Below are 23,499 nucleotides of genomic sequence, written 5' to 3'. Positions count from 1 at the left end.
GGTGCACGCCGCCGCCTGCGGCAGCTAAACCGAGGGGACCCTGTGCCAGAAGTGGTCCACGATGTCGTCGAGATAGCGCTGGCCCGCCTCGCCCGAGGCGATCGAACCGCCCGCCCGGCTCAGCGTCGCCGCCATCAGGGTCTGGTATTCCTGGTGCATTTCGCGCAACGCGCCGTCGAGGTCACGGCGTTCCATCGAGAGCAGCTTGGCGATCGCGCGGACGTGTGCCTGCCAGCGGGTACTGACGGCGTCCCGCAGCAGCTGCGCCAAGTCGTCCTCGCGGCCCGTGATGGAGATCAGGTCCCGTGGGGCCAGGGCGAGCACCGAGGCAAGCGCCGCGGACTGGCGGTTGTTGCCACCCCACTGGCCGGTCGCCTCCATCTGCTGGTACGCGCCGATGTCGAGGCCGACGCCGCGGGCCACGTCCTCGACGGCCAGACCGCGGGCGAGACGATGCTCCCGCAAGGTGCGCGGGGCGCCGATGAGCTGGTTGGGCGCGCACCACAACGCGCCGGCCAGCGCGGTGAGTTCGGTCGAACTGGGCAGTGCGGTGCCGCGCTCCCACGCGGTGATGTGGTCCGGGGTGATGTGACTCATTCCGTACGACGCGCGCATGCCGTACGCAACGTGACCGGGAGCCATCCCGAGGTTCTCCCGCATGGTGCGCGCGGCTCTGGCGTTGAAGGGGGGTGTCGGATCCGCTGTCGGGTGACGATGCACCAGCACAGAGTAAGGAGTGTTCGCGTGGCCGGTTTTCGACCGTTCCGTAGCAATCATGACTTAGACGGACAGTGGAATCGAGATTTCGTAGGAACCGACAGGAGATGGAGTCTGACGCGGAGGCGGTTCGGGGATCGTATGGAGCTCTTGGGGCTGAATGTGATGTTCCGTTATCGGCAAATAGCCTGAACAAGTGCCCTCTGGGCGGGAATTCGGTTCCCGTGAGCGCACGTATGATCCGGTCTCGCCCGTGTGCGCCTTCGTTCATGGCTCACACGGTGCGGTGACAGGTGAATCCCACGAGAGAGTTGTCCCTGGCGTGCGGTACGGCACGCCGGGATCCCTGGATCCTCAGATCGCTGTAGAGCCTGGAGAAGTCATGCAGACCAACGCGACCGGCCCGGTGAACTCCACCACCGCGCCCCCCGCGGGATCGGGCAGTGTCGTCGACCGCTATTTCCGTATATCGGAGCGCGGTTCGACGTACGGCAGGGAGATACGCGGCGGATTCGCCACGTTCTTCACGATGGCGTACATCCTCGTCCTCAATCCGATCATCCTCGGCAGCACCAAGGACAAGTTCGGTGACCAGCTCGATCCGGTCCAACTCGTCACCGCCACGGCCCTCGTGGCCGCGGTGATGACCGTGATCATGGGCGTCGGCGGCAATCTGCCGCTCGCCCTCGCGGCGGGCCTCGGGCTCAACGCCGTCGTCGCCTTCCAGCTCGCGCCGCAGATGGCCTGGGACGACGCGATGGGGCTCATCGTGCTCGAGGGCCTGCTGATCTGCGTCCTGGTCCTGACGGGCCTGCGCGAGGCGGTCATGCATGCCATTCCGCAGCCGCTCAAGCAGGCCATCAGCGTAGGTATCGGCCTGTTCATCGCCTTCATCGGTTTCGTCGACTCCGGGTTCGTCACCCGCATTCCCGATGTCGCGAACACCACCGTTCCGGTGCAGCTCGGCACCGGCACCCTGACCGGCTGGCCCATGCTGGTGTTCTGCGCCGGGGTGCTCCTGACGATCGTGCTGCTGGCCCGCAAGGTGAAGGGCGCCATCCTCATCAGCATCGTGGCGATGACGCTGGTCGCCATCGCGGTCAACGAGCTCGCCGACGTCAAGTCCTGGGGTCTCACCGTGCCCCAGGTGCCGGACAAGCTCGTCGCCTCGCCGGATTTCGGCCTCCTCGGTCACTTCGATCTGTTCGGTGCCTTCGGCCAGGTGGGCGCGCTCACGGTGGTGCTGTTCGTCTTCACCCTGATCCTTTCGGACTTCTTCGACACCATGGGCACCGTCGTCGGCATCACGGCCGAGGCCGGGCTGCTCGACGAACGCGGCCAGGTGCCGAACGTCGGCCGGGTGCTGTTCATCGACAGCGTGGCCGCCGTCGCGGGCGGCGCTGCCTCCGCCTCCTCGGCGACCACGTACGTCGAGTCGGCCGCGGGTGTCGGAGAGGGCGCGCGGACCGGCTTCGCGAACCTGGTCACCGGCGGCCTGTTCGCGCTGGCCCTGTTCCTCACCCCGGTCCTGACGATCGTGCCGATGCAGGCCGCGGCGCCTGCCTTGATCGCGGTCGGCTTCCTGATGATGACGCAGGTCAAGCACATCGACTGGGAGCGGTTCGAGATCGCCATCCCGGCGTTCCTGACCATCGCCGTCATGCCGTTCACGTACTCCATCACCAATGGCATCGGCGCGGGCTTCGTCTCGTACGTCGTCATCAAGGCGTCCCTCGGCAAGGCGCGTGAGGTGCACTGGCTGCTGTGGGGCGCGGCCGCGCTCTTCCTCGTGTACTTCGCGATCGACCCCGTGGAGCAGCTGCTCGGCGTGAAGTGAAGGCGCAGAGCCGTGATTTAGGCTCGTGTGTCGTGACCGGCTATCTCGACCGCCTCGCGGAGCTGCTGCGCGAGGCGCACGGGCTTCCGCCGGACCGTGTCGCCGTCACGGTCGCCGATCTCGCGGCGTATCTGGCGCAGGCCGGGGGAGCGGACCCGCAGGACGCGTTCGGTCCGGTCGACGCGTTCGCCCGGCGCCTCGCCCCGTCCGGGACGTCCGCAGCCGACGAGCACCTGGAGACCTGGCGCTGGCTCGCCGACACGTATGCCGACGAGCACCTTCTGAACCGCTTCGGTGACGAGGGCTGGGAGGTCGAGCGGGTCGACCCGCTCGGCCGCTTCGTCAGCCACCGCGACCCGGAGCGGCCGCGGCGCTGGGAGTACCGGCGCGAGCTGATCACCGAGGGCGGCGAACGCCTCGACGAACGGCTCGCGCCCGACGGCTGGGAGCCGTGCGGCAGCTGGGTCGTGTACGCGTGGTTCAAGCGTGAGAAGGCGGTCGGCGCCGGCCCGGCGCCCGCGCCACCCGAACCGCCGCCGGTCCCGCGGCGCCCCACGTTCCCTGGGCGCCGGCGCGGTTACGTACTCATGGGCGGCGTCCTGGCCCTCGTCGCCGTTGCCGTGGTGGCGGCGAGCACCGGCACGGGCTTCGGCGTCGGTCTCGCGGTGGGCCTGCTGGTGGGAGTGCTGGTGACAGCCTGGGCGGTACGCGGCCGGCGCCGCCGGGGCCTTCGTGCGCGGGGCCGGAACGCCGGTTCCGGCCCACCACCGAGCCCGCCTACCCCTTGAGCGCCGCCGACATCATCGCCTTCGCGATCGGCGCCGCAAGACCGTTGCCGCTCACCTCCGAGCGGGCCGCGTCCGACTGCTCCACGACGACCGCCACAGCGACCTCCTTGCCGGTGGAGTCGTCCTTCCCGTACGACGTGAACCAGGCGTACGGCGTCTTGCTGTTGTTCTCGCCGTGCTGGGCCGTACCCGTCTTGCCGCCCACCGTCGCGCCCGCGATCTGCGCGTTCGTACCGGTGCCCTGCTCCACGACCGTCTCCATCGCCGACTGGAGCTGCGAGGCCGTGGAACCGCTGAGCACGCGCGTGTCGTCGCCGTCGGCGAAGCTCTTGATCGCGTTGCCGTCGGCGTCCGTGACCTGCGAGACCATGTGCGGCGAGGCCTGCCGGCCGCCGTTGGCGATCGTTGCCGAGACCATCGCCATCTGGAGCGGAGTAGCCGTCACATCGAACTGGCCGATGCCCGACAGACCTGTCTGCGCCTTGTCCATGTCCTTCGGGTACACGCTCTGCGAGGCCCTGACCGGCATGTCCTGTTCGGCGTCGTTGAAGCCGAACTTCTCGGCCATCGCCCTGACCTTGTCCTGGCCCAGGTCGACGGCGATCTTCCCGAAGACGTTGTTACAGGAGTAGCGCAGCGCCGTACGGATCGAGGCGTCCTCGCAGGGCGCGGACGCGCTCTCGTTCTTGAGGTCCGTGGTGGTGCCCGGCAGCCGGAACGGGTTCGGGCTGTCGGTCTTCGCGTCCACCGACGAGTAGAGCCCGTCCTCCAGCGCGGCCGCCGCCACGACCAGCTTGAACGTGGACCCGGGCGGCAGCGCCTGCTTGATCGCGCGGTTCAGCGTCGGCTGGTCCTTGTCCTTCGACAGAGCCGTCCACGCCTTGCCGTCCGTGGCCGAGTCCGAGCCGCTGATCTTCGACGGGTCGAACGACGGCGTCGAGACGAGACCGAGCACCTTCCCGGTCTTCGGATCGATCGCGACGGCCGCGCCCTTCTTGTCGCCGAGCGCGCCGTACGCGGCCTTCTGCACGGACGGGTCGATGGTCGTGACCACGTCACCCGGCTCGGTGTGCTTGCCGGTGACCGCGTCGACGGGGTTCTTGAGCCGGGTGTCCGTGCCGTCGAGGATGTCCTGGTAGATGCCCTCGAGCTGCGTCTGGCCGTACACCTGCGAGCTGAAACCCGTCACACCCGCATAGAGATCGCCGTCCTTGTACGTGCGCTTGTACGCGAGGTCGCTGCCGCCGCCCGTTCTCTTCGAACCGGTGACCGCCTCGCCGCCCACGATGATGTCGCCCAGGGGATACGCGTACTGCTCCATCACGTTCCGCCGGTTGTCCTTGTTGTCCGCGAGGGCCCGGCCGTCGTAGAACTGCACCCACGTCGCCCTCACCAGCAGAGCGAGCACGAGGAGCAGACAGAAGACCGAGGCGCGTCTGATCGTCTTGTTCATCCCGCACAGAAGACGAGCGACGGAGAGCGAATCGTTCCGGTCCGGCCCGGTTTCTCAGTGAATCCTCATCATGAGATCCGTGTCACCGGCCGGCAGGCGATCCGCCTCCGCCCCGCGCGGGGGAGACGGGCCGCCCCTGGAAAAGTCCGCGCGTCAGAGACGGCGCGTCGCCAGTGTCAGCCGGTCGCGGGCGTCGAACAGCGCGTCCTTCACCATCTGCTCGTGCGCGGGGGTCAGGCGCGCCACCGGCACCGAGCAGCTGATCGCGTCGCGCGCCGGTGTGCGGTACGGGATCGCGACGCCGAAGCAGCGAAGCCCCAGCGTGTTCTCCTCGCGGTCCACCGCGATGCCCTGCTCGCGCACCGCGTGCAGCTCCTCGATGAGCTTCTCGCGGTCGGTGATGGTGTGCTCGGTGAGCGCCGGGAGCGTCTCGGGGAGCATCTTGCGGACCTGCTCGTCGGTATGGGTCGCGAGCAGCGCCTTGCCGAGGGACGTGGAGTGCGCGGGCAGCCGGCGGCCGACGCGGGTGAAGGGCCGCAGGTAGTGCTGCGACTGGCGCGTGGCGAGATAGACGACGTTCGTGCCGTCGAGGCGCGCCAAGTGGATCGTCTCCGTGGTGTCGTCGGAGAGCCGGTCGAGGGTGGGGCGGGCCGCGGCCACCACCTCGTCGCCGTCGATGTACGACGTGCCGACGAGCAGGGCGCGTACGCCGATGCCGTACCGCGTGCCCGTCGCGTCCGTCTCCACCCAGCCGAGCTCGACGAGCGTGCGAAGGAGCATGTACAGGCTGGATTTGGGGTAACCGACCGCTTCCTGGACGGCCGCCAGGGAGTGCATTCCGGGCCGGCCCGCGAAGTATTCGAGCAATTCCACGGTCCGTACCGCGGACTTGACCTGAGCCCCGCCGCCCGTCTCACCTGCCGACATTCCCTTGACCCCTTCGTTCGACCAGAATTAGTGTCCTGAGTCCGAAGCGCATTCATCATCAGGGACAGCGTTCAGCATATCGAACAGCTGCTGTTCGTCGTCAGGTGAGCGGCACAAATCTGGAGGAACCCGCGGTGGCAGCAGCACCAGTCTGGAGTGTCGACCCCCGAACCGGGAAGCATCGGGAGCAGGTCGCGGTGGAAGCCACAGCCGAGGAGGTGGACCAGGCGGTCCGCGCCGCGCAGGCCGCCACGGGCGCCCTCGCGGACCGCACCGTGCGCGCCGCCTTCCTGCGCAGCGCCGCCGAGCTCCTCGACGCTTCCAAGGACCACCTGGTGGAGGCCGCGGACGCGGAGACCGCGCTCGGTCCCGTCCGCCTCACCGGTGAACTCGCCCGCACCAGCTACCAGTTGCGCGCTTTCGCGGACATCGTCGACGAGGGCGCCTTCCTGGGCATCGTCATCGACCACCCCGACGACTCGGCGACCCCGCCGATCCCGGACCTTCGCCGCTACAAGGTGCCGCTGGGCGTCGTCGCCGTCTACTCGGCGTCGAACTTCCCGTTCGCCTTCTCCGTGCCCGGCGGGGACACCGCGAGCGCGCTCGCCGCGGGCTGCCCCGTCGTCGTCAAGGCCCACCCCGACCACCCGGCCACCTCCGAACTGGTCGCCTCGGTGCTGCGCAGGGCCGCCGCCCAGCACGGTATTCCGGAGGGCGTGCTCGGTCTGGTCCACGGCTTCGAGGCGGGCGTCGAGCTCGTGAAGCACCCGCTGGTCTCGGCCGCCGGATTCACCGGTTCCGTACGGGGCGGGCGCGCCCTGTTCGACTCGGCGGCCGCCCGCCCCGTGCCGATCCCCTTCCACGGCGAACTCGGCTCCCTCAACCCCGTGGTCATCACGGCCCAGGCCGCGGCCGAGCGTGCCGAGCAGATCGGCGCCGGGCTCGCGGGCTCCATGACGCTCGGCGTCGGCCAGTTCTGCGTGAAGCCCGGCCTCGTCTTCGCGCCCAGCGGTGCCGACGGCGACCGCCTCGTCAAGTCCCTCACCGACGCCGTCAGCGACACCGACGCGGGCGTGCTCCTCGACCACCGCATGCGCGACAACTTCGTCGCGGGCGTCGCCGAGCGCGCGGAGCTGCCCGACGTGGACGCCCCCGTGACCCCGGGCGCGGGCAGCGAGCACACCGTCAGCCCCGGCTTCCTCACGGTCCCGGCCCAGCGCCTGGCCACCGATGGCGGCGACCACGACCTCCTCCTGGAGGAGTGCTTCGGTCCGGTGACGGTCGTCGCCCGCTACGAGGACGACGCCGAGGTCACCTCCGTGCTCTCGCGGCTGCCCGGCAACCTCACGGCCACCGTCCACGTGTCCGAGGGCGAGGCCGCGGGCCAGGGGCGCGGCGCCGAGATCCTCGCCGAGCTCACCCCGCTCGCGGGCCGCGTCCTGGTCAACGGCTGGCCCACCGGCGTCGCCGTCGCCCCCGCCCAGCACCACGGCGGCCCCTACCCGGCCACGACGTCCACCTCGACGTCCGTGGGCGGCACCGCCGTCGAGCGCTGGCTGCGCCCGGTCGCGTACCAGAACACCCCCGAGGCACTCCTGCCGCCGGAGCTGCGCGACGACAACCCGCTGGGCCTGCCGCGCCGCTACGAAGGCCGCCAGGAACTCTGAACCCGCCCGCCCCCTCACCGGGAAGCCCGTCTCTCGCCGGGAAGCCGGACCCTCGCCTGGAAAACTGACCCGATGGACATCGAACTCCCCGAACTCCCGTTCCCGCTGCGCACCTACGGCCCCGACGGGCACTGGTCGTACGAGGACGGGGTGCTCACCGGCTGGGCCGGACCCCGCCAGGACCGCTTCGTGCCGCCCACCGGCACGGCCCTGGACCCGGCGTCCGACGCGCCCCGCCTGCTCGGGGCACCGAAGGGCGACTTCCAGCTGCTCGCCCGGGTCACGGTCGGCTTCACCGCCGCCTTCGACGCGGGTGTGCTCTATCTGCACGTCGGCGAGCGCGAGTGGGCCAAGCTCTGCCTGGAGCGCTCGCCCGACGAGCCGACCGTCTGCACCGTCGTCACGCGCGGCCGCTCCGACGACGCCAACGCGTTCGTCGTGGGCGGCAGCACGGTGTGGCTGCGCATCAGCCGCACCGGTTCGGCGTTCGCCTTCCACGCCTCGCCGGACGGCGAGAAGTGGACCTTCGTCCGGATCTTCTCGCTGGGCGACGAGGAGTCCGCGGGCGCGGCCCTGGTCGGCTTCATGGCACAGGCCCCGGTCGGTGACGGCTGCGTCGTCACGTACGAGGCCATCGAGTTCCGCCCGAGCTGGCCACAGGGCCTGAGGGACGGTTCCTGACACCTCGGGAACCCAGGGGCACCTCACCGCCCGGGCACCTCACCGCCCGGTCCGGGGAATGAGCCGCCGGGGCCGGGCGTTGAAGGGGGTCGCAGGGCACACCCTGTGCCGTACGAATCTGGAGTGACCCCCATGCGCGTCGAGATCTGGTCCGACATAGCCTGCCCCTGGTGCTACGTCGGCAAGGCCCGCTTCGAGAAGGCCCTGGCAGCCTTCCCGCACCGTGACGGCGTGGAGGTGGTCCACCGCTCCTTCGAGCTCGACCCGACGCGCGCCAAGGGCGACAGCGGTCTCGTGATCCCGATGCTCGCGCAGAAGTACGGCATGACCGAGGACCAGGCGCAGGCCGCCGAGCGCAACCTCGGCGAGAACGCCGCCTCCGAGGGCCTCGCCTACCTCACCGAGGGCCGCGACCACGGCAACACCTTCGACATGCACCGCCTCCTCCACTTCGCGAAGGAGCAGGGCCGCCAGGACGAGCTGATCGGCCTCCTGTACCGCGCGAACTTCGCCGACGAGCGGTCCGTCTTCGCCGACGCCGACGAGTACCTCATCGGCCTTGCCGCCGAGGCAGGACTCGACGCCGACGAGGCCCGCGCCGTCCTCGCCGACCCCGCCCGGTACGCCGACGACGTGCGCGCCGACGAGCGCGAGGCCGCCGAGCTCGGCGCGAACGGCGTGCCCTTCTTCGTCCTCGACCGCAAGTACGGCGTCTCCGGCGCCCAGCCTGCCGAGGTCTTCGCCCAGGCTCTGGAGCAGGCGTGGGGCAGCCGCTCGCCGCTCCAGGTCATCGACAGCGGCGACGCCGAGGCCTGTGGCCCGGACGGATGCGCGGTCCCGCAGAACTGACACGGGCCGCGGGAGCGGTACGCAGCCCCGGGAGCAGCACTTATAAGAGACGCTTAGGGGTACTGCTCAACAACGCGCAATGGACCGATAGTTGGCCAGGCGGCACAGTGGACTCATGGAGACTCTCGATCACGCGCTCGTGCGCGCCGAGTTCGCACCCGTCACCAGCTATCTGAACACCGCGAGCACCGGGCTGCTCCCGTCCCGCACGGTGGCGGCCATGAAGGACGCGGTCGCCTCCGTCGCGGCCGGCCGCCCCGCCGACATGTTCGCGGACGTGGAGGCCGCCCGCGCCGCCTTCGCCCGGCTTGCCGGGGTTCCGGCCGACCGGGTGGCGGCCGGCGCCTCGGTGGCCGTCTACACCGGAGTCATCGCCGCCTCGCTCCCGGCGGGCGCCGAGGTCCTCACCGCGCAGGACGACTTCAGCTCGACCGTGAACCCCTTCTACGTACGCGGCGATCTCAAGGTCCGCACCGCGCCCCTGGAGGGGATCGCCGACGCCGTTCGGCCCGGCACCGCGCTGGTCGCCGTCAGCGCGGCCCAGTCCGCCGACGGACGCGTCGCCGACCTGCCCGCGATCCGCGAGGCGGCCCGCGCTCACGGCGCCCGCACCTACATCGACTGCTCCCAGGCCGCGGGCTGGCTGCCCGTCGACGCGGACGCGCAGGACTACACGTCCACCGTCGGCTTCAAGTGGCTCCTGTGCCCGCGCGGCGTGAGCTTCCTCGTCGTCCCGCAGGACATGGGATCCCTCAGCGCGGTCTTCGCGGGCTGGGTCGCGGGCGAGCGCCCGTGGGACAGCTGCTACGGACCCGTCGAGGAGCTCGCCCACTCCGCGCGGCGGTTCGACGAGAGCCCCAGCCTCTTCTCGTACGCGGGCGCGCGGCACTCCCTGGCGCTCATCGAGGAACTCGGCGTCGACGCCATCCGCGCCCATGACCTCGCCCTCGCGGAGCGCTTCCGCGCGGGCCTCGCCACACTCGGCCACGAGCCCGTGCCCGCGCCGGGCTCGCCCATGGTCTCGGTCCCGGGTCTCGGCGCACGTCAGCCGGAGCTGAGCCGGGCCGGCATCGAGGTCTCCCACCGCGCGGGCAACCTGCGGGCGGCCTTCCACCTGTACAACACGGAGTCCGACGTCGACCGGCTGCTGGACGCGCTGTCCGGCTGACGCTTTCGGACTGCCCCTTCTGGACTGACGTGTCGGCTACGGAACGTGTGCGAGAGAAGCGACAGGCCGGGCACCGCGCCCGACTGGCGCTGACGCCTGCACAGATCCGGCTCATGGACGATCAGGCGCACGCGGCCCGCACCACGTGGAACTGCCTGCACGACTGGCGGACGATGCTCCCGAAGGCCAGTTGGGGCGACACCTTGCCCGGCGTCGCCCCAACTCAGTCCCGCACGAAGGTCACTTCACCGGCGTGAAGTCCCGCGCGCCGATGAACTCGGGCCGTCGCACCGGAGCCGCGAACGGCTCCACCGCCGTGTTCTCCACGCTGTTGAACACGATGAAGACGTTCGAGCGCGGATACGGGGTGATGTTGTCCCCGGAGCCGTGCATGGCGTTGCAGTCGAACCACGTCGCCGAGCCCGCGCTGCCCGTGAACAGGCGGATGCCGTGCCGGTCCGCGAACTTGGTCAGCGCCTCGTCCGAGGGCGTGCCCGCGTCCTGCATCTGGAGGGACTTCTTGTAGTTGTCCCTCGGCGTCTCGCCCGCGCAGCCCAGGAACGTCCTGTGCGACCCCGGCATGATCATCAAGCCGCCGTTGGTGTCGTAGTTCTCGGTCAGCGCGATCGAGACGGACACGGTCCGCATGTTCGGCAGGCCGTCCTCCGCGTGCCAGGTCTCGAAGTCCGAGTGCCAGTAGAAGCCACTCGCCCCGAAGCCGGGCTTCACGTTGATCCGCGACTGGTGGACGTACACGTCGGAGCCGAGGATCTGCCGCGCCCGGCCGACCACCCGCTCGTCGCGCACCAGGTTCGCGAACACCTCGCTGATCCGGTGCACCTCGAAGACGGACCGCACATCCTGCGACGTGGGCTCGACGATGGAACGCTCGTCGGCCTTGACCGCCGGATCCGTGACCAGCCGGTTCAACTCCGCCTGGTAGACGCCGATCTCGTCCGGCCCGATCAGCTCGGGGATCGACAGGAAGCCGTCCCGTTCGAACGACTGCAGGTCCGACTGGCGGATCGGACCGCTCGCGCCCGGCGGAGACCAGACGACGGGGTCGACGCGGGGCGTCGCCACCTCGGAGACGCCGCGGGTCGGGTAGAGGTCGGTACGTGTCTCCGTGCTCATAAGGGTCAGGCCTCCTCGGTCAGCAGCGGGTAGACGCCGTTCTCGTCATGGTCCTCCCGTCCGGTCACGGGAGGGTTGAACACGCACACGCAGCGGAAGTCGGTCTTGGGGCGCAGGGTGTGGCGCTCATGGCCGTTCAGGAGGTACATCGTGCCCGGCTCGATCCAGTGCTTCTCGCCGGTCTCCTTGTTGGTGAGCTCGGCCTCGCCCTCGACGCACAGCACGGCCTCGATGTGGTTGGCGTACCACATGTCGGTCTCCGTGCCCGCGTAGAGGATCGTCTCGTGCAGTGAGAAGCCGACCTTCTCCTTGGCAAGGACGATGCGCTTGCTCTCCCAGGTGCCGGTCGCCGACTTCACATGCCGGTCGGTGTTCTCGATCTCCTTGAACGAACGGACGATCACGGTGAGTTGCTGCCTTTCTCTTCTACGTGGTGAGGGGGCGCCTGCCCGCTTGAGCGGAAGTCAGGCGGTCTCGCGCACGGCCCGGGTGAGCGTGCGCAGTCCCTCTTCCAGCTCCTCGGGCGTGATCGTCAGCGCCGGAAGCAGCTTGACGACCTCGCTCTCGGGGCCGGAGGTCTCGATGAGCAGACCGAGCTCGAAGGCGCGCTTGGCGACCTTGTCCGCCCGGTCCTTGTCGCGGAATTCCAGGCCCCACACCAGGCCGCGTCCGCGGTACTCGACGGTGTCGCCCGGGAACTCGTCGCGGAGAGCGCCGAGGGCCTCCTCGATCTGCTGGCCGCGGGCGAGCGTCTGCTTCTCCATGGCGGGGCCGTCGGTCCAGTACGCCTCAAGGGCGGCGGCGGCCGTCACGAACGCGGGGTTGTTGCCGCGGAACGTGCCGTTGTGCTCGCCCGGCTCCCAGATGTCGAGCTCCGGCTTGAACAGGCACAGGGACATGGGGAGCCCGTACCCGCTGATGGACTTCGAAACAGTCACGATGTCCGGTGTGATGCCCGCCTCCTCGAAGGAGAAGAACGCACCGGTGCGGCCGCAGCCCATCTGGATGTCGTCGACGATCAGGAGCATGTCCCAGCGCTCGCAGACATCGGCCAGCTTGCGCAGCCACTCCGCGCGGGCGACGTTGATGCCGCCCTCGCCCTGCACCGTCTCGACGATCACGGCGGCGGGCGTGTTCAGGCCCGAGCCGGAGTCCTCCAGGAGGCGCTCGAACCAGATGAAGTCCGGGGTCTGCCCGTCGAGGTAGTTGTCGAACGGCATCGGGGTGCCGTGCACCAGCGGGATGCCGGCGCCCGCGCGCTTGAAGGCGTTGCCGGTCACCGCGAGGGAGCCGAGCGACATGCCGTGGAAGGCGTTCGTGAACGACACGATCGACTCGCGGCCCTTGACCTTGCGGGCCAGCTTCAGGGCCGACTCGACGGCGTTGGTGCCCGTCGGGCCCGGGAACATGACCTTGTACGGCAGGTCGCGCGGGCGCAGGATGATGTTCTGGAACGACTCCAGGAAGGCGCGCTTCGCCGTCGTCGACATGTCGAGCCCGTGCGTGACGCCGTCGCGCTCCAGGTAGTCGATCAGGGCGCGTTTGAGGACCGGGTTGTTGTGCCCGTAGTTGAGCGATCCCGCGCCCGCGAAGAAGTCGAGGTAGTCGTGGCCGTCCTCGTCGAACATGCGGCTGCCCTGCGCCCGGTCGAAGACGGTGGGCCAACCGCGGCAGTAGCTGCGCACCTCCGACTCAAGGGTCTCGAAGACGCTCAGGTCCGGCTGGGTGATGGTCACAGCGAATCTCCTGGGAGATGGGGGTGGGGGTGGCTTGGAAGAGGTCGAGCAGTCATGCGGTCATGCGGTCATGCGGTGACGAGAAGTGATGAGGGGCCGGTCGTGGGTCAGACGATCGGCCCGATGCGGTGGAGCACTTCGGGCTCGTGCCCGTCGTCCGGGAAGAGGCCCGCGTCGAACAGCACCGTCTGCGCGACCTGCGCGCCGTTGCGGCGCGCGAACGAGGCGAACAGGCGCTGCGAAGCGGTGTTGTCGGGCGAGATCGTCGTCTCGAGCACGGTTGTCGCGCGGTCGGCGGCGACCTTCGCCCAGAGCCCGTCGAGCAGTGCCCCGGCCAGACCGCGCCCCCGGTGCGCATGGTCGACGGCCACCTGCCACACCACGAGGATGCGCGGGTTCTCCGGCCGGATGTACCCGGTGATGAACCCGGCGACGGAGCCGGCGGAGTCCCGCGCCACGACGGACGTGGCGGCGAAGTCCCGGCACCACAGCAGATAGCTGTACGAGGAGTTGAGGTCGAGCACCTTCGAGTCGCGGGCGATGCGCCAGATTGCGGCTCCGTCGGCCACGTCGGGCCGGTCGATCCGCAAGCTCTCGGGCATTTCCAGGAATTGCGCGGTCATGTGAATTCAATTTACCGAGCAAGTTCGGGGATTGCATCGCGGGAGAGGGTTACGTAAATGCGCCTCCTGTGTTATCGCGCGGGTGGGTGCGCGCACGCGAGATCTCGATGGTATGTGCCCATTTGCCCCGGACGAAGTACGCGAATCACGTACTATGTGGAGTACGTCACAGCTGCGTAACCCGGGCGAGACGCGTCCGAATTACGCCGATTCTCGTTGTTGAAATCTTAGTGTTTACGTCCCCGAAAAGCGGGCAGAAGAATATGGGAAGCTGCGCTGATAAATGCGAGAGAATTGACTCGGAAATCAAAAGAAGGCGCCACCCCATTGAAGGGGTGGCGCCTCGCTTTGTGAAGTCGTGGGACTACAGGGGCTGCACCCAGGCCGCCGCGACGGCCCTGCGCGCGCCCTCCAGGTCCACCGGCGCGCTCGACCCGTCCAGCTCGGCGAGCGCGCCGCCGAGCGCCGCGAGCGAGGACTGCACGACGCCCCGGGTGGCCTGCGGGCCGTAGTGGTTGACGCGGATCATCTCCTTGGCGAGCGCCCCGCCGCCGGCCGCCAGCGGCAGCACCGGGTCCACCGCCAGCGCCCGCGCGACCAGCTCCGAGGCGTCGATCCCCGCCGGGGCACGCAGCGTCGTCGCGACCGGCGCCGCGTCGCGGGCCTCGTACACGTACGGCTCGATGCCGCCGCCCAGCGCGAGCGCGCCCGCCCGCGTGGCCGCGGCGGCGCCGGCGTGACGGGCCGTCAAAGCGTCGAGGCCCTCCGCCTCGATGCGCTCGACACACGCCTCAAGGGCGAGCATCTCCAGCTGTGCCGGAGCGTGCAGCAGCGCTTTGCGCCCGCCGTCGATCCAGCGGTGCTTCCAGTCGAGCAGCGACAGGTACGAGTGGCGCGGCGCCTGCGGGCTGGACTCCATCCGCTCCCACGCCCGCGCGCTGACGGACACCGCGGAGACGCCCGCCGGGCCGCCCATGGCCTTCTGCGCGCCGATCACGCACAGGTCCACGCCCCACGCGTCGGGCAGGACCGGCTCGGCGGCGATCGACGCCACCGCGTCCAGGTAGAACAGCGCGCCGTGCTCCCGCACCACCTCGCCGATCTCGGCGACCGGGTTCGTGTTGCCGGTCGCGGCCTCCGCGTGCACGAGCGAGACGAAGTCGGTCTCGGGGTGCTCGGCGAGCGCGTCACGCACCTGCTCGGCCGTCACGGCGGTGTGGAACGGGACCGCCAGGTCGTACACCGTCGCGCCGCTGTCCCGCAGCCAGTCGCCGAAGGTCTGGCCGTAGGGGCCCGTGATGATGTTCAGGGCCACGGTGCCGGGGCGCGCGGTGCCGCGGATCGCGCCTTCGAGGGGCAGCAGCGCCTCGCCCTGCATGATCACGACGTCCTGCGAGGTGTCGAGCAGCCCGGCCACGCGCCGCTCGATGGAGGCGAAGTGCTCGGCGCTCAGGGGGGCCAGGTCAAGAAAAGGGTGGGTCACGATCGTGCTCTCTTCGCTCTCTTCGCTCACGTCGCCCGCGATCTTCGTTCACGAGTTCGTACGGCGGGCTGCCGTTCCGAGCGTACCCACCGGCCTCATAGGCTTCTGACATGAGTGAGCGCGCGGTGCTGCACGTGAAGGGGCGGGTCCTCGTCGGGCCCGACGACGTCAGGGACGAGCTGTGGGTCGTGGGCGGGCGGGTGACGTACGACCGGCCTGCCGGGCCCGGCCTCGACATCACCACCGTCGACGGGTGGGCCATGCCCGGCCTCGTCGACGCGCACTGCCATGTCGGCCTTGACGCGCACGGCCCGGTGCCCGCCGACGTCGCCGAGAAGCAGGCCCTCACCGACCGCGAGGCCGGCACGCTTCTGATCCGCGACGCGGGCTCCCCCTCCGACACCCGCTGGATCGACGACCGCGAGGACCTGCCCAGGATCGTCAGGGCCGGGCGGCACATCGCCCGCACCCGCCGCTACATCCGCAACTACGCGCACGAGATCGAGCCGCCCGAGCTGGTGGCCTACGTGGCGCGGGAGGCGAAGCGCGGCGACGGCTGGGTGAAGCTGGTCGGCGACTGGATCGACCGGGACGCGGGCGACCTGACCGCGTGCTGGCCCCGCGAGGAGGTCGAGGCCGCCATTGCTGAGGCGCACCGGCTCGGGGCACGCGTCACCGCCCACTGCTTCGCCGAGGACTCGCTGCGCGACCTCGTCGAGGCGGGCATCGACTGCATCGAGCACGCGACGGGCCTCACCGAGGACACGATCCCGCTGTTCGCCGAGCGCGGCGTCGCGATCGTCCCGACCCTCGTCAACATCGCCACGTTCCCGCAGATCGCCGCGGCCGGCGAGACCAGGTTCCCCCGCTGGTCGTCCCATCTGAACCGCCTGTACGAGCGCCGCTACGACACGGTGCGCGCGGCGTACGACGCCGGGGTGCCGGTCTACGTCGGCACCGACGCCGGCGGTTCGCTCGCGCACGGCCTGGTGGCCGGGGAGGTCGCCGAACTGCTCAAGGCCGGACTCCCGGCCGTGGACGCGCTCTCCGCGACGGCGTGGGGCGCCCGCGCCTGGCTCGGCCGCCCCGGCCTCGAGGAGGGCGCCTCGGCCGACCTCGTGGTCTACGCATCGGACCCCCGCGCCGACGTACGGGTCCTGGCCTCGCCCCGGCGCGTGGTGCTGCGCGGCCGCATCGTGGGCTGAACCGGCCGCCGGCGGACGCGGGTTGACGGAACGTGACGCCGACGCCCGCCCGTTCGTTGCACATCACTCGTGCGCGCCCGCGCGGCCGACCGGCGCGTTCGGCAAGCGCCGGTCGACCGGGTGACAACAGTGGGGCAACAGGGAACAACCGAGCCCAAAGATTCGAAGACCAGCTCGGAAACCCCACTTTGGAGTGAACTCACGTCAGGCTGCTGCCCGTTCACTCTCCGTGCGTAAAGATTCCCTCCGTCGAGGCCGACGGCGCGCCCCAGCGATGTCCCCCATGGCGGGGCGGGGCCGACGGCTCCATTTCTCTCGTGGGGGTCCCATCAGCATGCCCAGCACCACCTTTCGCGCGCCCGCGCGCCGCCTCGCCGCGTCGGCCGCCGCCACGGCCCTGGCCGTCGCCCCGGCGCTCCTCGCCACCGCGGGCACCGCGCACGCGACGGGCGGCCACGGCGGCACGTCGAGCGCCGTCGTCCTCCGTACCGGCCTGGACGTCTCCCTGCTCAACAAGACCGTGAACGTCCCGCTCACGGCCACGCTCAACGAGGTGCAGGCCCCCGCCAGTGCCGAGAAGACCGCCCTCACCGTGAAGCTGGACGGCGTCGACGGCGGGCAGCCGTTCAGCGTCCTGCGGGCGGACGTGGCGACCGCGAAGGCCACCGTCGACGACCACAAGGCTCAGGGATACAGCAACCTCGCCCACGCCGAGGTCCACATCCCGGGCCTGCCGCTGCTCTCGCTCATCGAGGTCGGCCAGGTCACGTCGAAGGCGGTCTGCGAGACGGGTGAGCGGCCCGTCGCCGAGTCGAACGTCCTGGGCGCGGTCACGGTCCTCGGCAAGAAGGTGACCCTGTCGGCGGGCGGCACCACGGAGGTGAAGGTCCCGGGCGTGGGCGAGGTCCGGCTCGACCTCTCGAAGACGCACACCACATCCCGTACGGCTGCCGCCTCGGCGCTCGAACTGAAGGTGTCCGTCAACCCGCTCAAGCTGAACGTGGCGGAGGTGGAGGGCACGGTGACCCTCGCCGGCGCGACCTGCGAGACGCCCGCGGCGGCGCCCTCGCAGAAGCCCCCGGCCAAGCCGGCCGACGACGTGAAGCCCCAGGGCGGCGCCGCCAAGCCGATCGGCAAGCCCGCCGCCCAGGCCGACCTGGCGGAGACCGGGGGGAACTCGATGACGCCGTACATCGCGGGCGGCGCCGTCGTGCTGCTGGTCGCCGGTGGCGGGGCCGTCGCCGTCGCGCGGCGCGGGCGCTCCTGACCCGAGGGCCCGAGGGGGGACCGGAGGGGAGCGGAGGGGAGGGAGTCGGGGACTCCCGCCCCTCCGCATGTCCCCCTCAGGCGCTCGCCAGCGCCTGGTCGAGCGCCTGGAGGAACCGGCCCGTCGTCGCCCTGTCCCGCACCGCGAGACGCAGCCACTCGGTGCCGAGGCCCGGGAACGTGTCGCCTCTGCGCACCGCGAAACCCCGCTCCCGCAGCCGCGCGCGCAGCGCCGCCGCACCGGGGACCCGTACGAGTACGAACGGACCCTCCGCAGGGCCCGCCACCGACACGCCTTCTGCCGCGAACTCCGCGAGCCCCGCGACCAGATGGGCCCGGTCGGCCGCGATCCGGTGCGCCGCGTGCGCCGCCTCCGCGAGGGCGCGCGGCGACACACACGCCTCGGCCGCGGCCAGCGCCGGCGTGGACACCGGCCACAGCGGCTGCGCCCGCTCCAGCTCCGCGATCGTGTCCGGCTCCGCCAGCACGTAGCCGATCCGTAGCCCCGCCAGCCCCCATGTCTTCGTCAGGCTGCGCAGCACCACGAGCCCCGGCACGTCGCCCCGGCCCGCGAGGGCCTCGCGCTCGCCGGGGACCGCGTCCATGAATGCCTCGTCCACCACCAGCACCCGCCCGGGACGGGCCAGTTCAGTGATGAGCGCGGCCGGATGCAGGACCGACGTCGGGTTCGTCGGATTGCCGATCACCACCAGGTCCGCGTCCTCGGGCACAGCCTCCGGATCGAGCCGGAAGCCGTCCTCCTCGTGCAGCAGCACCCGGTCCACGGCATGACCCGCGTCCCGAAGCGCCGCCTCCGGCTCAGTGAACTGCGGGTGCACGACCACCGGGTGACGGACCTTCAGCGCGCGGGCGAGCAGCACGAACGCCTCCGCCGCCCCCGCCGTGAGCAGTACCCGCTCCACGGGAAGCCCGTGCCGGCCGGCCACCGCCTCGCGGGCCGCCCGCCCGTCCGGATACGCGGCGAGCCCGCCGAGCGAGTCCGCGATGTGCTCGCGCAGCCACACCGGGGGAGTGCCCGAGCGGACGTTCACCGCGAGATCCGTGAGGTCCGCGCCCGTGCCGCGGACCTCCGCGTCGCCGTGGTGGCGCAGATCGTGACCGTCGTCAGTGCGCATGCGAGTGCGAGTGGCCGTGACCGTGCGCGTGGCCGTGGTGGTCGCCGTCGTCGTCCGGGTGGAAGTGCGGCTGCTGCGGGAGCCCCACCTTGTCCTCGAAGCCCGGCAGCGCGATCCGGTACACGCAGGTGTCGCAGTTCATCCGCAGATCGCCGCGGACGGCCTCCTCGTACCGCTCCATGACCAGGTCGATCAGCTCCGGCTCCGGGCCGATCACGTCGGCGGAGAGCACCTCGACGTCCGGGTGGGCCGATGCCCAGCCCTCCGTCTGCTGCCGCACCCGGTCCGGCAGGATCCCCGTGAACAGGAAGTACGGCAGGACGACGACGCGCCGCGCGCCGAGCTTCACGCACCGGTCGAGGCCCGACGGCACGTCCGGCGCGGCCAGCGACACGAACGCCGTCTCCACGCCCGCGTAACCGCGGCCCTCCCACAAAAGCCGCGCCGCCTTGTGCACCTCGGCGTTGGCGTCCGGGTCCGTCGAACCGCGGCCCACCAGCAGGACCGTCACATCGGCCCGGTCCTGAGGCGTGCGCGCCCCGCCGCCCAGCGCCTCGTCGAGACGCCGCTCGAGCACCTGGAGCAGCGACGGGTGCGGACCCAGCGGACGCCCGTACGTGTAAGAGATCCCCGGGTGCCGCTCCTTCTCGCGGGCGAGCGCCGCCGGGATGTCGCCCTTGGCGTGCCCCGCCGACACCAGCATCAGCGGCACCGCCGCGAACCGGCGCACCCCGCGCTCCACGAGCTCGCTCACCGCCTCCGTCAGCGGCGGCGGCGACAGCTCGATGAAGCCGCCCGCCACGGGCAGGTCGGGACGGCGGCGGCCGAGCTCCCTGACGAAGTCGCGGAAGGCTTCGGCACCGGCCTCGTCGCGGGTGCCGTGTCCGGCGATGAGCAGAGCGGGAGGGGTGGTCACGAGGACTCCTTCTGGGTGGTGCCGGTGGTGGTGCTGGCGGTGTTGTCGGGAGCGGCGGCGGCCGGCTGTTGCCAGCGGTAGCCGCGCGGGGTGACCATGCGGCCCGCGATCCGCCGCGTGGCCGTGTTGCCGACGGTGACGACGGTCATCATGTCGACCCAGGCCGGGTCGAGTTCGCCGAGCGTGGTCAGCCGGCTCGACTCGTCGGCGCGGGACGCGTTGCGCACCACGCCCACGGGCGTGCCCGGCTCGCGGTGCCCGGCGAGGATGCCGAGGGCCTTCGGCAGCTGCCAGTCGCGGCCCCGGCTGCGCGGGTTGTAGAACGTGACCACGATGTCCGCCTCGGCGGCGGCCCGCACCCGGCGCTCGATGACCTCCCACGGTGTGTGCAGGTCGGACAGGCTGATCGAGACATGGTCGTGGCCGAGCGGCGCGCCCAGGATCGCGGCCGCCGCGAGTGCGGCCGTCACACCCGGTACGCCCACCACGTCGATGTCGTCGGACGCCTCGGCGAGCGCGGGCGACGCCATCGCGTACACGCCCGCGTCCCCGCTGCCGATCAGCGCGACGGCCTGCCCCTTGCGGGCCTCGGCGACCGCCGTGCGGGCCCGCTCCTCCTCGGCGCCGAGCCCGGACTCCAGGATCCGGGTGCCGGGCCGCAGGAGGTCCCTGATCTGGTCGACGTACTGGTCGAGGCCGACGAGTACGGATGCGGCGCGCAGCTCGTCGCGGGCGCGCGGCGTCACGAGATCACGGGCGCCGGGACCGAGCCCGACGACGGCGAGCCGGCCGCGCGGCGCGGTGCGCACGACGGCGCACGTCGCCATCGCGGGCTTCCCGTCGGCGCGCACCGACTTCCGCTTCGGCACGAGGAGTTCACCGCCGGCGACCAGCGCGGCGGCCTCCGCCACGGAGGGCGTGCCGACGGCGTCGAGCGGCGCGTTCGACGGGTTCGGCACGGCGACTGAGGCTAGGGTCTCGGCGCCGTAGGTCACGACGGGCACACCCAACTGCTCGGCGGCCTCTACGATGCCCGGCTCACCGGCCTTGGCGTCGACGGTCGCGAGCCGCGCCACGGACAGCGGCGAGAGCCCCGCGTCCCGCAGCGTGTCGCGCACGAGCCCGAGCACCTCGTCGGCCGGCGCGCCCTTGCTCGCGCCGACGCCCACGACGAGCGACGGGGGCCGCAGGACGACCTCGCGGTCGGCGGGCTCCACGGCGCGGTCGGTGACGCGGATCGTGTACGCGGCCACCTGGTCCGGCGCGACATTTCCCGGCAGCGCGGGCAGCGGGTGGGCCAACTCGGCGTGCAGGGCTACCGGTTCACCGTCGAGGACCGCCCGGGTGACTGCGGCGACATCCCCCTCGACGGGCAGGCCGAGCGTGTCGAGCCCCGGCACGTCCACCGCGTCCGTCGCCGTGGTCACCACCGGCTCGGCCTCCAGGACGGCGGCCACCTCGCGCGCGAGCGTGTTCGCCCCGCCCTCGTGCCCGCCGAGCAGCGACACCGCGAACCGCCCGGCCTCGTCGACGCACACCACGCCCGGGTCCACGTGCTTGTCCCGCAGCAGCGGCGCGACGAGCCGGACCACGGCCCCCGTCGCCAGGAAGCACACCACCTGCTCGCACTCCGTGAACGCGCGCCGCACGGCGTCCCCCACAGAACCCTCGTACACGCGCGTACGCGACGGCCACGCCGACGCGAGCCGGTCGCGGGACACCGCCCCGGCCGCCGTGGCGGAAATCAGGCCGATCACTCAACTACTCCTTCGTTCACGGAAGTCACGGAAGTCGCGGAAGTCGCGGAGGTGGCGCTCTCCGTATCGGGCCGTACGCCCCACACCAGGAACACCGGATTGGCCGCGGCGAGCCGCGAGACGTCGCCCGGCAGCGGCGCGAGCCGGGACGACTGGAGCAGCACCCCGTCGCTGACGAACCCGGCAGCGCCCAGTGCGTCCCGCACCGCGCCCACCCGGTCCACCGCCGCCACGGCGACCACCACGGACCGTCGCGTGCGCCGCGCGCACGCCGTCACGATCGCGGTCAGCTCACGCCCGCCCCCGCCGATGAACACGGCGTCGGGGTCGGCGAGATCGGACAGGACGGTGGGCGCCGCGCCGTGCACGACGCGTACGTCGACACCGTGGGCGACGGCGTTGTCCCGGATCCGGGCCACGCCGTCCGCGGTCTTCTCGACGGCCACGGCCGCGGCACCGAACCGCGCACACTCCACGGCGACCGAGCCGGAACCGGCCCCGACGTCCCACACCAGGTCCCCCGGGCGCGGCCCGAGCCGCGCGAGCGCGAGCGCCCGCACCTCGAACTTGGTGATCATCGAGTCGCGGTGCTCGAACTCGCCCTCGTCCAGGGCCCATCGGGACGGGGGGCGGCCGGGACCCGCGAGAGTGCGCACCGGTGCGAGCACCCGCTTCTCGTCCAGGCACAGCACCACGCTCACCGCGTCGCCCCAGTCACGGGCGGCGGCCTCCGACGGCGTGACGCGGTCAAGGCTCTCGTGCTCGGGGTCGCCGAGGCGGGACGCGACGACGAGCACGCGGTCGGCGCCGTGGTGCGCGAGTTCGGCGCCCAGCTCGGCGGGGCCCGCGCCAGGCCCCGTCAGGACGGCCGTCTTGGGGTGCGCGCGGCACACGTTGACCGCGGTCCGCAGGTCACGGCCGTGCGCGCTGACCACCGCCGCGTCGTCCCACGGAAGGCCGACGCGCGCGAACGCCGTCGCCACCGAGGACACCCCCGGCCGCACGTCGAGCGCCGCGGGCCCGAACCGCTCGGCCAGCGCCCGCACGACGCCGAAGAACCCCGGGTCGCCGGACGCCAGCACCGCGACGCCCTGCCCCTTCTCGTTCTCGATGTATCGCTCGACCGCGTCCAGCGCCGGAGCCAGCGGCCCGAGCACGACCCGCTCCGCGCCGGGAGCCAGCAGCGACCCGGCCGCGTCGAGATGACGCCGCCCGCCGACGACAAGAGCGGCGGACGACAGGGCCGGATCCGGGGACAGCGGCGCCCCCGTCCCCGTACCGAAGACCGTGATCACGACTGGACCTGTGCGGATTTCCCGGCCCGCAGCGCCGCCCGCGCCTCGGGGTCGGCCTTGCGGAAACCGTGGAAGTGGCCCGGGTGGTAGAGGTGCGAACGCGTGCCCTCCGCGTCCAGGGCCGGTCCGACCAGGAACAGCGTGTGCTTCCACAGCTTGTGCTGCTTCACGGTCTCCTCCAGCGTGCCGATCGTGCACTTCACGATCAGCTCCTCCGGCCAGGTCGCCTGGTACGCGACGACGACCGGCGTCGACGTCGGGTAGCCGCCCTCCAGAAGCTCACGCACCAACTGCCCGCTGCGCGCCGCCGACAGGAACAGCGCCATCGTCGTGCCGTGCCGCGCGAACTCCCGCACCTCCTCGCCCGGAGGCATCGGCGTCTTGCCGCCGCCGAGCCGCGTCAGGATCACGGACTGCGCGACCTCGGGGATCGTCAGCTCGCGCTGCGCGATCGCGGCCACCGCCGAGAACGACGAGACACCCGGGATCACCTCCGTCGCGATACCGAGCCGTGCGCACCGGTCGACCTGCTCCTGCGTGCCGCCCCACAGCGCCGGGTCCCCGGAATGGATGCGCGCGACCCGCAGCCCGTCGCGGTGCGCCCGCTCGTACACGGCGACGACGTCCTCCAGCGACATCGTCGCCGAGTCCAGGATCTCCGCGCCCTCGCGCGCGTGGTCGAGGACCTCCTCCTGCACCAGGCTGGCCGCCCAGATGACGACATCGGCGTCCGCGATGGCGCGCGCGGCGCGGAACGTGAGCAGATCGGCGGCGCCGGGCCCGGCACCGACGAAGGTCACCTTGCCGGTGGTTGCTTCGGGCATGACTGGGGTCCTCTCGGGGATGGACGGCTTACGCGTG

22 protein-coding genes are annotated in these 23,499 nt (G+C 71.5%); 9 read left to right on the top strand and 13 right to left on the bottom strand.

Annotated elements, in window-relative coordinates; genetic code table 11:
- Window positions 1-24: 24 nt before the first annotated feature.
- Entirely contained in the window at window positions 25-642 is a 618-nt protein-coding gene (locus ACY0PA_RS11865; RefSeq protein ID WP_473084589.1) for a helix-turn-helix domain-containing protein, read from the bottom strand.
- Window positions 643-1,099: 457 nt separating this feature from the next.
- On the opposite strand from ACY0PA_RS11865, the gene ACY0PA_RS11860 reads away from it, so the two are divergent.
- Together ACY0PA_RS11860 and ACY0PA_RS11855 are read left to right on the top strand one after the other, a co-directional pair.
- On the top strand, window positions 1,100-2,554 hold the full coding sequence (locus ACY0PA_RS11860) for an NCS2 family permease (RefSeq protein ID WP_473084588.1): 1,455 nt from the start codon (window positions 1,100-1,102) through the stop codon (window positions 2,552-2,554).
- Window positions 2,555-2,586: 32 nt separating this feature from the next.
- A complete protein-coding gene (locus ACY0PA_RS11855) occupies window positions 2,587-3,342 on the top strand; it encodes a hypothetical protein (protein ID WP_473084587.1) in 756 nt (251 codons plus the stop codon).
- Here ACY0PA_RS11855 and ACY0PA_RS11850 read toward each other — a convergent pair.
- Both ACY0PA_RS11850 and ACY0PA_RS11845 read right to left on the bottom strand, forming a co-directional pair.
- Window positions 3,332-4,795, bottom strand: coding sequence for a penicillin-binding transpeptidase domain-containing protein (locus ACY0PA_RS11850; RefSeq protein ID WP_473084586.1), 1,464 nt, complete (start codon window positions 4,793-4,795; stop codon window positions 3,332-3,334). The two genes, ACY0PA_RS11855 and ACY0PA_RS11850, sit on opposite strands and share 11 nt — an antisense overlap.
- Before the next feature lie 153 nt (window positions 4,796-4,948).
- Window positions 4,949-5,722: an IclR family transcriptional regulator gene (locus ACY0PA_RS11845; protein ID WP_116502788.1), complete on the bottom strand. Its 774-nt coding sequence runs from the start codon at window positions 5,720-5,722 to the stop codon at window positions 4,949-4,951.
- A gap of 134 nt (window positions 5,723-5,856) precedes the next feature.
- Between ACY0PA_RS11845 and ACY0PA_RS11840 the strand changes: the two genes are divergently transcribed.
- From ACY0PA_RS11840 to ACY0PA_RS11820, 5 genes are all read left to right on the top strand, one after another.
- Window positions 5,857-7,389 (top strand): aldehyde dehydrogenase (NADP(+)), encoded by a 1,533-nt coding sequence (locus ACY0PA_RS11840; protein WP_473084585.1) that lies wholly within the window; start codon window positions 5,857-5,859, stop codon window positions 7,387-7,389.
- Between the two features lie 72 nt (window positions 7,390-7,461).
- Window positions 7,462-8,070, top strand: coding sequence for a DUF1349 domain-containing protein (locus ACY0PA_RS11835; RefSeq protein WP_473084584.1), 609 nt, complete (start codon window positions 7,462-7,464; stop codon window positions 8,068-8,070).
- Between the two features lie 132 nt (window positions 8,071-8,202).
- Window positions 8,203-8,919 carry a DsbA family oxidoreductase gene (locus ACY0PA_RS11830; protein ID WP_356274805.1) on the top strand — a complete coding sequence of 239 codons (717 nt, stop codon included), beginning with the start codon at window positions 8,203-8,205 and terminating at the stop codon, window positions 8,917-8,919.
- A 115-nt stretch (window positions 8,920-9,034) separates the two neighbouring features.
- Window positions 9,035-10,087 (top strand): aminotransferase class V-fold PLP-dependent enzyme, encoded by a 1,053-nt coding sequence (locus ACY0PA_RS11825; protein ID WP_473084583.1) that lies wholly within the window; start codon window positions 9,035-9,037, stop codon window positions 10,085-10,087.
- Between the two features lie 47 nt (window positions 10,088-10,134).
- Window positions 10,135-10,344, top strand: a complete 210-nt coding sequence (locus ACY0PA_RS11820) for a hypothetical protein (protein ID WP_473084582.1) — start codon at window positions 10,135-10,137, stop codon at window positions 10,342-10,344.
- On the opposite strand, the gene thpD is transcribed toward ACY0PA_RS11820, so the two are convergent.
- The 5 genes from thpD to ACY0PA_RS11795 form a co-directional block, all read right to left on the bottom strand.
- Window positions 10,328-11,221, bottom strand: a complete 894-nt coding sequence (thpD, locus tag ACY0PA_RS11815) for an ectoine hydroxylase (protein ID WP_473084581.1) — start codon at window positions 11,219-11,221, stop codon at window positions 10,328-10,330. The two genes, ACY0PA_RS11820 and thpD, sit on opposite strands and share 17 nt — an antisense overlap.
- Window positions 11,222-11,226: 5 nt before the next feature.
- Window positions 11,227-11,625: an ectoine synthase gene (locus tag ACY0PA_RS11810; protein ID WP_100592467.1), complete on the bottom strand. Its 399-nt coding sequence runs from the start codon at window positions 11,623-11,625 to the stop codon at window positions 11,227-11,229.
- Between the two features lie 60 nt (window positions 11,626-11,685).
- The gene (gene ectB / locus ACY0PA_RS11805; RefSeq protein WP_454402564.1) at window positions 11,686-12,957 is read right to left on the bottom strand and encodes a diaminobutyrate--2-oxoglutarate transaminase; all 1,272 of its coding nucleotides are present in this window, start codon (window positions 12,955-12,957) and stop codon (window positions 11,686-11,688) included.
- 107 nt (window positions 12,958-13,064) lie between these two features.
- Window positions 13,065-13,559 carry a diaminobutyrate acetyltransferase gene (gene ectA, locus ACY0PA_RS11800; RefSeq protein ID WP_473086297.1) on the bottom strand — a complete coding sequence of 165 codons (495 nt, stop codon included), beginning with the start codon at window positions 13,557-13,559 and terminating at the stop codon, window positions 13,065-13,067.
- Between the two features lie 385 nt (window positions 13,560-13,944).
- Window positions 13,945-15,063, bottom strand: a complete 1,119-nt coding sequence (locus ACY0PA_RS11795) for a pyridoxal-phosphate-dependent aminotransferase family protein (RefSeq protein WP_473084580.1) — start codon at window positions 15,061-15,063, stop codon at window positions 13,945-13,947.
- Window positions 15,064-15,173: 110 nt separating this feature from the next.
- Between ACY0PA_RS11795 and ACY0PA_RS11790 the strand changes: the two genes are divergently transcribed.
- Both ACY0PA_RS11790 and ACY0PA_RS11785 read left to right on the top strand, forming a co-directional pair.
- The gene (locus ACY0PA_RS11790; RefSeq protein ID WP_473084579.1) at window positions 15,174-16,268 is read left to right on the top strand and encodes an amidohydrolase family protein; all 1,095 of its coding nucleotides are present in this window, start codon (window positions 15,174-15,176) and stop codon (window positions 16,266-16,268) included.
- A gap of 334 nt (window positions 16,269-16,602) precedes the next feature.
- The gene (locus ACY0PA_RS11785; RefSeq protein ID WP_473084578.1) at window positions 16,603-17,535 is read left to right on the top strand and encodes an SCO1860 family LAETG-anchored protein; all 933 of its coding nucleotides are present in this window, start codon (window positions 16,603-16,605) and stop codon (window positions 17,533-17,535) included.
- 76 nt (window positions 17,536-17,611) lie between these two features.
- Here ACY0PA_RS11785 and cobC read toward each other — a convergent pair whose 3' ends face one another.
- The 5 genes from cobC to cobM are packed head-to-tail and all read right to left on the bottom strand — an operon-like array spanning window position 17,612 to window position 23,462.
- Entirely contained in the window at window positions 17,612-18,670 is a 1,059-nt protein-coding gene (gene cobC, locus ACY0PA_RS11780; protein ID WP_473084577.1) for an Rv2231c family pyridoxal phosphate-dependent protein CobC, read from the bottom strand.
- Entirely contained in the window at window positions 18,660-19,586 is a 927-nt protein-coding gene (locus ACY0PA_RS11775) for a sirohydrochlorin chelatase (RefSeq protein WP_473084576.1), read from the bottom strand. The genes cobC and ACY0PA_RS11775 overlap by 11 nt, the downstream gene beginning before the upstream one ends.
- Window positions 19,583-21,343 (bottom strand): precorrin-3B C(17)-methyltransferase, encoded by a 1,761-nt coding sequence (gene cobJ, locus ACY0PA_RS11770; RefSeq protein ID WP_473084575.1) that lies wholly within the window; start codon window positions 21,341-21,343, stop codon window positions 19,583-19,585. Before cobJ ends, ACY0PA_RS11775 begins: the two co-directional genes overlap by 4 nt.
- Window positions 21,340-22,638, bottom strand: a complete 1,299-nt coding sequence (gene cbiE, locus ACY0PA_RS11765) for a precorrin-6y C5,15-methyltransferase (decarboxylating) subunit CbiE (protein ID WP_473084574.1) — start codon at window positions 22,636-22,638, stop codon at window positions 21,340-21,342. The genes cobJ and cbiE overlap by 4 nt, the downstream gene beginning before the upstream one ends.
- Window positions 22,635-23,462: a precorrin-4 C(11)-methyltransferase gene (gene cobM, locus ACY0PA_RS11760; protein WP_473084573.1), complete on the bottom strand. Its 828-nt coding sequence runs from the start codon at window positions 23,460-23,462 to the stop codon at window positions 22,635-22,637. The genes cbiE and cobM overlap by 4 nt, the downstream gene beginning before the upstream one ends.
- Window positions 23,463-23,499 lie beyond the last annotated feature (37 nt).

Source organism: Streptomyces sp. DS1-CR2 (assembly GCF_055760475.1).
This window is presented reverse-complemented; position numbering and strand designations above follow the sequence as displayed.